The organism is Methanobrevibacter sp., from assembly GCF_036307625.1.
In the GTDB taxonomy this organism is placed as follows: domain Archaea; phylum Methanobacteriota; class Methanobacteria; order Methanobacteriales; family Methanobacteriaceae; genus Methanocatella.
On sequence record NZ_JAXJXF010000123.1, the window covers coordinates 1 to 6,386 of the forward strand.

General features: G+C 35.3%; 5 protein-coding genes. 3 read left to right on the forward strand and 2 right to left on the reverse strand.

What is annotated here, in order from left to right:
* Both UIB65_RS07825 and UIB65_RS07830 read left to right on the forward strand, forming a co-directional pair.
* A partial coding sequence (locus tag UIB65_RS07825; protein ID WP_330040759.1) for a hypothetical protein occupies positions 1–232 on the forward strand: 232 nt, incomplete at its 5' end.
* 720 nt (positions 233–952) lie between these two features.
* Positions 953–1,243, forward strand: a complete 291-nt coding sequence (locus UIB65_RS07830; RefSeq protein WP_330040761.1) for a hypothetical protein — start codon at positions 953–955, stop codon at positions 1,241–1,243.
* On the opposite strand, the gene UIB65_RS07835 is transcribed toward UIB65_RS07830, so the two are convergent.
* Entirely contained in the window at positions 1,232–1,750 is a 519-nt protein-coding gene (locus tag UIB65_RS07835; RefSeq protein WP_330040763.1) for a phosphatase PAP2 family protein, read from the reverse strand. The two genes, UIB65_RS07830 and UIB65_RS07835, sit on opposite strands and share 12 nt — an antisense overlap.
* Positions 1,751–1,887: 137 nt before the next feature.
* On the opposite strand from UIB65_RS07835, the gene mtrA reads away from it, so the two are divergent.
* Complete coding sequence (gene mtrA, locus UIB65_RS07840) at positions 1,888–2,448, forward strand: tetrahydromethanopterin S-methyltransferase subunit A (RefSeq protein ID WP_330040764.1); 561 nt, start codon at positions 1,888–1,890, stop codon at positions 2,446–2,448.
* A gap of 274 nt (positions 2,449–2,722) precedes the next feature.
* On the opposite strand, the gene UIB65_RS07845 is transcribed toward mtrA, so the two are convergent.
* The gene (locus UIB65_RS07845; RefSeq protein ID WP_330040765.1) at positions 2,723–6,109 is read right to left on the reverse strand and encodes a C1 family peptidase; all 3,387 of its coding nucleotides are present in this window, start codon (positions 6,107–6,109) and stop codon (positions 2,723–2,725) included.
* Between the last annotated feature and the right edge of the window lie 277 nt (positions 6,110–6,386).

Here is a 6,386-nt window from a genome sequence, read left to right on the forward strand (position 1 = left end):
TAAAGACAGCAAAGGCAAAGCATTGGCCAATAAAAACATTCAAATCAAGACTTTAATCAACATATTCGGTAGAACAATGTCTAAGACAGACTCCATAAAAACGGACAGCAATGGTGTGGCCAAAGGATATGTCAATGCAATGTTTGGTGGAATCACTAAATTTGATGCGACATTCACATTTGCAGGAGACAAGTCCTATTATTCCTCATCAGCAAGCAAGTATTTGGGTTAAATGAGAAAATTAATTTTTTCTCATCTTTTTTTTTATTTTTAAATGACTACAAGCGTTTTTCATTTAAATTCTCTGATATTTTCCAATATGTAATCCATTTCACTAAACCTTTTATATTTAAATTATATTTTTGGGCCTTTTTAAATTGTTATTTTTCGCAATAAAATCCAGAACATGTTTTAAAAAAAAATTGATATGATGAAATTTTTCCTAAAATTTTCATTATTGTAAAAATAGGTTAAAGTGGAAATTCAATGTCTACAACATGTTTTCACATGTTGGAACAATTAGACATCGAATAATTTCATTTATCAAAATTTTAGAATTTAAGTACCCAGAAATGTGGATTTTAAACTCTAATGAATTTTGCCAATAAGGGAGTTCATTAAAACAGAAGTTTTAAATCCATTCACTGGCAATATTATTTTGTTCTGAATAATATCATCTCCTTCGGATCAAGGGTTTGATTAATTATAATATTTAATTTAATAGTATTTAATGTTTTTATTCATTTAATTAAGACCTAAAATTGTTTTTAACATGAAATATGGCTTTAGATTCGTAAAAGTTATTTTTGACTTATAACTAACAATAGTTGTATGACCATATGATTAAAAAAATTAGAACAATCCAAAACCACATTTAACCCTTGCAAAGTGACATAATATTTAAATAGATTTCAAATATAACTAATATTAACTACTCTTGGAGAAATCAATTATGTATGTCAAAGAAGTATTGGACGATTTGCAGATTCGCGTAAAGTTGCCTCAGCACTGGAATTCAACATTTGTGGGCTCTGAATTTGAAGAGCCAAAGCTTATTCAAAATGATGGTATAATAAAAATAGAAGCTGAAAGTGGTGAAAACACAAAAGTCATCGTAATAGATGTCGATGACGGCATGAGTGTTGTAACACGCTTTGCAGACGGTAAAGTCATCGGAGTCAAGTACCTCGACAACAAGGATGACTTTGAATATATTGGAAAGCCGTCCGATTTATACTTTTAGAATTTTGGTTGCCACAATACCGCAGACAATTCCGATAATTGCTCCTGTAAGCACGTCGGTTGGGAAATGCATTCCTGTGTAGATTCTTGAAAATCCGACCAGAATAACGTATAAAACTGCAAGGCAGATTACTAACTTATACCTTTTGAAGTACTCCTTGGCCTTGATGACGATAACTGTCATGAAGCTTGTTGCTGTGGCTGTATGGCCTGACGGGAATGAGTTTGGATCAACCGTTTCTGTCAGAATATTCACTCCATCCAAAACCATATATGGTCTTGGCATGCTAAATGCCAGTTTAATGACGGATGTTACGATAAACATCAAAAGCACTGACAGCACAAGGAGCTTGGAAAGCCCGTAGTATTTTCCCAGATTGAAAATGTTTTTTCTTGTCAGGATGAGAAATATTACGCATATGGCCGCAATGACTGTTATGCTGCCCAAGTGTGTCGCTTTAGGCATTATGAAGTCAAAAAAGGGATTGGTCATTTTTGTGTTAATCAAATAAAAAATTTCATTGTTCAGATTCATCATAGTAATATTTGACCTTCTGGTTAATACTTCTTGCCCTCGAAGGCTTTCAAAATATTTAAATACATTTTAAAATAAATCAATTCATATAGAAAATAGGAGGATTTATCATGGCTGATAAAAAAGCTCCTGCAGATGGTTGGCCTGTAATCAGTGGGGACTATATTGTGGGAGACCCTGAAAGTCCTGTAGCTGTAACAACTCTTGCTTCCCACATTGAAGCTGAATTGAGCGGAGCCGCCATTGCAGGACCATGCAAAACAGAAAACCTTGGAATAGAAAAGGTAGTAGCGAACATCATATCAAATCCGAACATAAGATTCCTGATTTTGGCAGGCGCTGAAGTGCAGGGCCACATTACAGGCCAGAGCTTCAAGGCACTCCATGAAAACGGAGCAGATCCTGACAAGAAAAAAATCATCGGAGCGACAGGCGCTATTCCTTTTGTTGAAAACGTACCTCTTGAAGGTGTTGAACGCTTCCAGCAGCAGCTGGAAATAGTTGACCTTATCGACACTGAAGACGTAGGAGCAATCCAGTCCAAAATCAACGAATGTGTTGAAAAAGACCCTGGTGCCCTTGAGGCTGATCCTATCGTCATGGAAGTTGATGAAAAGGAACAGAAAATGAAGATAGTTGACAAAAAAGATAAGGCTTCCGAGGAAGCTTGATTCTTTTCTTTTTTTTAAATTAAGCTTGTAGAAACCATGTCAAAATCAAGTGAATATTGATGTTTTTTGCTTTTTTTCATCAAAAAATTGATATTTGCTCTTTATTTTAGATTTTAACATAACCTGGTTCTTTTTATTTTTCACTTGAATTTGTTCTTCACAAAAAAATTTTCATTAAAATGATTATATTTAGATTTTAAACGATTTAGTTGATTTAATTTTTTATTAACTTGGTGGTGGTGATTTAAAAATAAAAAAAATAGATGAAGTTCATCTATTTAACTTTAACAGTTGTTTTAATTGTATCTTTAAGGTAAGTTACTTTAACTGTGTATTTTTTACCTTTTTTAAGCTTTTTGATAACATTTTTATTCAATGTTTTTTGCGCAATGCCTTTGCTGTTGGTTTTGACCTTGTAGGTTTTGCCGTTGAACTTGAATGTTATCAGTTTATCTTTAACCAATTTGCCATTGATTTTAAGTTTTGCTTTTAAGGTAAACTTCTTGGCTGTCTTTTTGACTGTTACTTTACTTGTTTTAAGCACCTGTTTTACTGTAACTTTATTGGTGTAGGTTTTGCCGTTGAATACTGTTTTGATAGTGTATGTGCCTGGAGTTTGTGTTATTTTTATTTTTGCAATTCCCTTATTGTCTGTTTTTGCAGTTATTGCATCTCCATTGAATATGAATATTACTGATTCACCTGCAACAGCAACTTTACCATCACTGGAAACCACTTTCACAGTAAAGTGGGATCCGCTAGCATAATCCACTGCAATATTCTCAGCAACGGCTTTACAATTCTTTGAATCCAATTTTACAGTGACATTATTTTCATAAGTCTGATTATTATAAACAGTTGTAATCACATAAGTGCCCGGAACTTCAACTATTTCCAATTCAGCAATTCCTCCACTATCAGTTGTTGCATTGATTGTTTTTCCATTAATGGTAAATCCAACAGAGGTACCGGCAACAGCATGACCATCAGTAGTCACAACCTTAACGCTGAAATATTTGCCTTTGGCATAATCAACTGAAATGTCTTCATTGTCAATAATCTGGGAATCATCTGCAACAGTATAAACTTTTATGGCACAGACTGTATTGTTGTCTGAAGCGTTAACCCATGTGCCATTCATTAGGTATGCTGATAATCCTTCAGGGTAGTGCTGTCTTGATTCTATTAAAATTGGCACGGCAGTTGATTTGATATTAACATAGAAGACATCTCCCTTTTTAACCGGAATGTATGAATCCAATTTGATTGTATGGAAACCGTAAAATGGTGAAGTTCCGCTTTGATTGAGTTTTAAAACTTCATTGACATAAACTTCAACGATGTAATCAACACCGGAGGCATTGAAGTATGTTCCAACACCCGCAATCAAATCGTCTGCAACGGCAACAAATGCATTTGCATACTCGTCTGCTTGTTTGAATGTTACCACACCTCCAATATCCATCTGGTAATTCATGTTGTATTCAACGGCATTTTCCAAAACGAATGCAACTGACTCAATATGAGTTGCAAAATTCACATCATAATATGAAGCATAGTAATAGCCGTCGTTTCCGCTGTTTTCACCCCAGCTGTTCTTGAATATCCATGCTCCGTCTCCAGGAGGTGTGATTAAAAAGTTGCTTGCAGAATAGTTATCGTCCCAACCGATTAATGTAACTCCGTGATTTATTCCTTTTGTCTCATTGCAGTATTGTGCGCCTGTGGCCGGATTATATTCTGGAGTAAATTGTTCAGCAAAATATGTGATGCCCACAGCACCATATTTTATTATTGCCTCTTTTAAAAGATTGTTGTCAGTTACATTTTTACGTGGAGGTATGAAAACAACATCCTGGAGATGGATACTGTTATTTATGGCAATTATCGGTGAAATCTTTCCAAACTCATCATAGCTGTCATCTTCGGAGTAAATCACACCGAACCAGCTTAATGCATAAAGGGCACCTGAAAGTATGCTTCCTCCTTCGACCATACCTTTTGTTCCGTACCGGTAGTACTGAAGTGATGTGTCCTGCATGTTGTTTTCGGAACCATCGATTTCAAGTCCCAGATATCTCAATACTGCAGATTCTATTGCTCCAAAAGTTCCAAATGCCCAGCATGCACCCATAGAGCCCTGGTCTTTGACAGGTGTAACCCATCCCCAATCGCGTAAATCGAATTTTGAAGGAAGTGAAGTCACATTGATTGTATTGTTGATTAAAGTCAGTTTCATTCCGGTAGCGTTAATTATTGATTCATAGATTTTATTGTTCAGACTTAAAGTGTCGTTGCCGCTGTAAGTGTTGTTTTCCAAAATGCCTGAAGCGGTGTCAAAGACTGTGTAAATATCCATGTAGCTTCCGTTTAATGGGCAATTGTTCTCAAATGCATTGTCTGCAATGCTGTAACTGCAGTCATAGAGATATATTGCAGCAGTAGAAGCATCGCTGTTTTTCACTGTGGATGCAGTTAAATTGAAACGGCCCATATCACAGAATATTGTACCTCCATAGGTAGGTCTGTCAGTTCCGTTGTATTCTGCCTTATTTTCATCGAATGTTGAATTCACGATATTGACTGCAGCGTATGAAGTGTAGAGGGCACCGCCGTCAAAGAGTGCGTAAGTGTCTTTGAAAGTACAGTTGTCTACGGTAAGGGTTCCTCCATATTGCATTACGGCTCCGCCAAATTCGGAATAGCAGTCAACAAACCTGGAATTGGTAATTGTAACTGGGGTGGTGACTGTTTTATTAAAGACATCGGCAAGTATTGCACCTGCATTTTTTTCGGAAGTGACATTGACAAATGTACAGTTGTTGATGGTTAATTCATCAATACTGCTTGTGGATGCACATTTTGCTCCAATGGCTCCTGCGGAAATGGCATGTAGATTGATGAATTTGGAATTTTCAATTACAGTTGCCTTATTTCCGCGTATTGCTGTGGTGTATTTGGAGGTGGTGTTTGCAAATGTTGAGTTGCACACATAGATATAGGAATCAAAGTCCGCATAGAGTAATCCCCATGTCAATTGTTTTGAACTCATCATAATGGCATTATTGAAAACTCCTTTACCTCCCTGAAGTAATGTTACTGTCCCCATTTTTGTGGATGTTGAATCAATAAATGAATCATTGTTACTTACATATTTTCCGTTTACTAAAACTGTTCCCTGTGTCTCCGCAGTATTGTTTTTAAAAATTACATTGTTTGTTGTAAGTGAACAATTTTTAGCGATGAATAAAACACTGGCTACAGGCATGTTTGCATTTATAAGAGTAAGATTGTTTATGGTTATGTTGTTTGCCCTAATCTGGAATATCCGGGATTGGTTATTGGCGTCAAGTGTATGACCGTTACCGTTGATTACAAAATTGTCCATTACGAGAGATATTCCCATATTCTGGTCAGTTTTATTGTTGTATTTATAGTTGCATTGAATGTCCAAAACACCGGTTGCATTTGAAATATCAACATACAAGTCGGTGAATGTTTTGGTTGTTTCAGTTTCTGTATTTCTGTCTTGTGTGATTTCAAGGGAATTATCGTCATTATCTGAGATAATGTCCTGTGAAACCGTGTCGTTTGCGCTAACTGCGCTTACCATAAGAATAGCCAGTATCAAACTAGCTATAAAAATATATTTAAACTTCATTTTTCTCACAATTAAACATTTTGATTATTATCTAATATATATCTATATTTTATCTTATGGTGAAAGAATACTCCGACCTCTTTAAGGTCGGAGATGAATTTCACAAAAAGGCATCTGAAGATATTAGTTTTCAAATGCTCTCTCTATTTCTTTATAAAATATTATTTATTATATTAAATTAGTTTATAATTAATTTTAAAATTGTCACTAAAATGGAGTTTTAAGTGTTTTTTATGAAATGTGTTAATCTGGGTTTGAAGGTTAGGTTGTATCCAGA

What these genes read in the sequence shown, in the direction of transcription:
- UIB65_RS07830 (WP_330040761.1), top strand. Translation starts at nt 953, where the DNA reads ATGTATGTCAAAGAAGTATTGGACGATTTGCAGATTCGCGTAAAGTTG.
- mtrA (WP_330040764.1), top strand. Translation starts at nt 1,888, where the DNA reads ATGGCTGATAAAAAAGCTCCTGCAGATGGTTGGCCTGTAATCAGTGGG.
- UIB65_RS07845 (WP_330040765.1), bottom strand. Translation starts at nt 6,109, where the DNA reads ATGAAGTTTAAATATATTTTTATAGCTAGTTTGATACTGGCTATTCTT.